The organism is Streptomyces sp. NPDC005963 (assembly GCF_040638655.1).
Taxonomy (GTDB): Bacteria; Actinomycetota; Actinomycetes; order Streptomycetales; family Streptomycetaceae; genus Streptomyces.
Genome location: NZ_JBEXVD010000074.1, coordinates 1 through 3,297 on the forward strand (window position 1 = coordinate 1; position 3,297 = coordinate 3,297).

The 3,297-nt window shown below is 66.6% G+C and carries 1 protein-coding gene; it reads right to left on the minus strand.

Going from position 1 to position 3,297, the window contains the following annotated elements:
• The coding region (locus ABZ348_RS34555; protein ID WP_358939959.1) for an SDR family NAD(P)-dependent oxidoreductase at positions 1-3,281 on the minus strand (3,281 nt) is incomplete at its 3' end.
• Between the last annotated feature and the right edge of the window lie 16 nt (positions 3,282-3,297).

Sequence of the window (3,297 nt, forward strand, 5' to 3'; positions counted from 1 at the left end):
GCGGCTATTTCGCCTTGGCTGTGTCCGGTGACGGCGTGGGGGGTGATGCCGTGGGTGGTCCAGAGGTGGGCGAGGGAGACCATGAGGGCCCAGAGTGCGGGTTGGATGACATCGACACGCTGCAGGAGTTCTTCATCGTCGAGGATGTCGTGTAGACGCCACCCGGTGTGGGGTTCCAAGGCTTGTGCACACTCATCGAGGCGTTGGGCGAAGGCGGGGGACTCGGTGGTGAGGTGGAGTCCCATTCCCGGCCATTGAGACCCCTGACCAGGGAAAACCCACAACAACTTCCCGGGAGCGGAGGGAACGGTGCCTTGGATGAGTCCGGGGGTTTCGGTTCCGCCGGCCAGCGCATTCAACCGGGCGAGGACGGTGGTCCGGTCTTCGTCACGGGTGAGGATCACAGCACGATGGTCGAACTGCGTACGGGTGGTGGCGAGGGCGTGGGCGACGTCGACCAGCGCTGGCCCGTCTTCACCGTCGAGATGAGTAGCAAGCTGCCGGGCTTGGGCCCGCAACGCACCCTCCGACTTCCCCGACAGAAGAAGAGGAAGGTCGGTGCTGTCCGGAGTGTTCGTGGCGTCCGGGACAGTGCTTGACGTTTCGGGGGCTTGTTCGAGGATGACGTGGGCGTTGGTGCCTGACACACCGAATGAAGAGACGCCGGCACGGCGTGGCCGGTCGGTGTCGTGCGGCCAGTCCTGCGGTTCGGTGAGGAGTTCCACCGCTCCGGTGGTCCAGTCGACCTGCGTCGACGGAGCGTCCACATGAAGCGTCCGCGGAAGCTGCTCGTGCTCCAGCGCCTTGACCATCTTGATGACGCCGGCCACTCCGGCGGCGGCCTGGGTGTGGCCGATGTTTGATTTGACCGATCCGAGGTGGAGGGGTCGGTCGCCGGGTCGGTCCTGCCCGTAGGTGTTGAGCAGCGCCTGCGCCTCGATCGGGTCGCCGAGTCGCGTGCCCGTGCCATGCGCTTCGACAGTGTCGATGTCCTGCGGCGTGAGGCGGGCATTGGCCAGAGCCTGGCGGATCACCCGCTCCTGCGACGGCCCGTTGGGTGCGGTGAGTCCATTGGACGCACCGTCCTGGTTGACCGCGGAGCCCCGTACGACCGCTAGCACGCGGTGGCCGTTGCGTTGGGCGTCGGAGAGCCGCTCCAACAGCAGCATCCCCACGCCCTCCGCCATGCCGAACCCATCAGCGGCATCCGCGAACGCCTTGCACCGACCATCCGCGGCCAGACCACCCTGTCGGCCGAACTCCCCGAAGACCCCGGGCGTTGCCATGACGGTGGCGCCGCCGGCGAGTGCCAGGTCGCATTCGCCCTGGCGAAGGGATTGGGCGGCGAGGTGCAGCGCCACCAGTGAGGACGAGCAGGCAGTGTCCACCGTCACCGCAGGACCCTCAAGCCCGAAGGTGTACGACAGACGGCCTGACGCCACACTTGAAGCGTTGCCCGTGACCAGGTAACCCTCCAACTCCTTCGGAGTGTTCGCGGCATGCAGTGCCGCGTAGTCCTGCCGACTCGCCCCGACGAATACACCGGTACCACTGTTCTTGAGCGTTCCGGGCGCGATCCCGGCGCGTTCGATGACCTCCCAGGAGGTTTCCAACAGCAGTCGCTGCTGCGGATCCATCGCCAGTGCCTCACGGGGATTGATGCCGAAGAAGTCGGCGTCGAACCCACCCACATTCCGGATGAAGCCACCTCGGGGGACGTAGGAGAGTGTGTCCGTACCGGACTCCTCAAGGTCCCAGCCACGGTCCTCGGGGAACCCGGAGATCGCGTCCTGCTCCCCGGTCACGAGCTGCCACAGCTCGTCGGGGCTCGTCACACCTCCGGGAAGTCGGCAGCTCATCCCTACGATGGCGATGGGATCGTCGTCGGCCCGAGCGGCCGATGCCACTGTCGCGCGTACCGGCGCTGCCTCCCCGAGCAGCTCCGCGAACAGGTGGTCGGCGAGTGCCTGCGGGGTCGGGTGGTCGAAGATGAGGGTGGCGGGAAGCCGAAGTCCGGTGGCCTTGTTGAGGCGGTTGCGCAGCTCCACTGCCGTCAGCGAATCGAAACCGGCCTCCCCGAACGCGCGGTCCGCTTCTACCTCGTCGCCGGAGCCATGTCCCAGGACCGCCGCTGCGTTGGCGCGTACCAGATCGAGCACGACGCGTCTGCTCTCCACGCCGTTCAGAGCCATGAGCTGGTGGGTCAGTGGGAGACCGTTCGCCGTGGCGGCACCTGCCGCCTTGCGCAAGGGAGCTCGTACGAGACCGTGGAGGACCGCCGGCACGCCGGTGCTCTGGGCACGCTTCCTCAGCGTCGGTACATCCAGCTTGATCGGAACGAGATGTGCTTTACCGGTATCGAGTGCGGCGTCGAGAAGCGCCAGCCCCTGCTCAGTCGAGAGCGGCTTGATTCCGCCTCGCTCCATCCGCTCCAAATCGGTGTCGTTCAGATGCCCGGTCATACCGCTGCGTTCGGCCCACAGGCCCCAGGACAGTGCGATACCCGGGATCCCCTGGGCCCGGCGATGTACGGCCAGCCCGTCGAGGAAGGCATTCGCCGCCGCGTAGTTCGCCTGCCCGGGCCCGCCGAGGATGCCCGACGCCGCCGAGAAGAGGACGAATTGGGCGAGATCGAGATAGCGCGTCAGCTCATAGAGATGGCATGCGGCGTCGATCTTCGGGCGGAGGACGGCATCGAGTTGGTCTGGGGTGAGGGTTTCGATGGTGCTGTCGTGGAGGGTGCCGGCGGTGTGGATGACGGCGGTGAGGGGGTGGTCGGGATGGATGGTGGTGAGGGTGTGTTCGAGTTCGGTGCGGTTGGTGGTGTCGCAGGCGGTGATGTGGATGGTGACGCCTTGGGCGGTGAGTTCGTTGTGGAGTTCGGTGGCTCCGGGGGCGTTGGGTCCGCTTCTGCTGAGGAGGTGGAGGTGGCGGATGCCGTGGTGGGTGACGAGGTGTCGGGCGATGTGTGCACCCAGCCCGCCGGTGCCTCCGGTGATGAGGACGGTCCCGTCGGGGTTGAGGGGGGTGGGGACGGTGAGGACGACCTTGCCGATATGGCGTGCCTGGCTGATGTGACGGAACGCTTCGGGTGCCTGGCGTACGTCCCAGGCCGTGACCGGCAGCGGCTTCAGCACCCCCGCCTCGAACAGGCTGAGTACTTCCCGAAGTATCTCACCAGTGCGCTCGGGTGATACATCCGCCAGGTCGAAGGCTTGGTAGTGGACGTTGGGGTGGTGGGTGGTGATGTCGTGGGGGTTGCGGATGTCGGTTTTGCCCATGTCGGCGAAGCGTCCG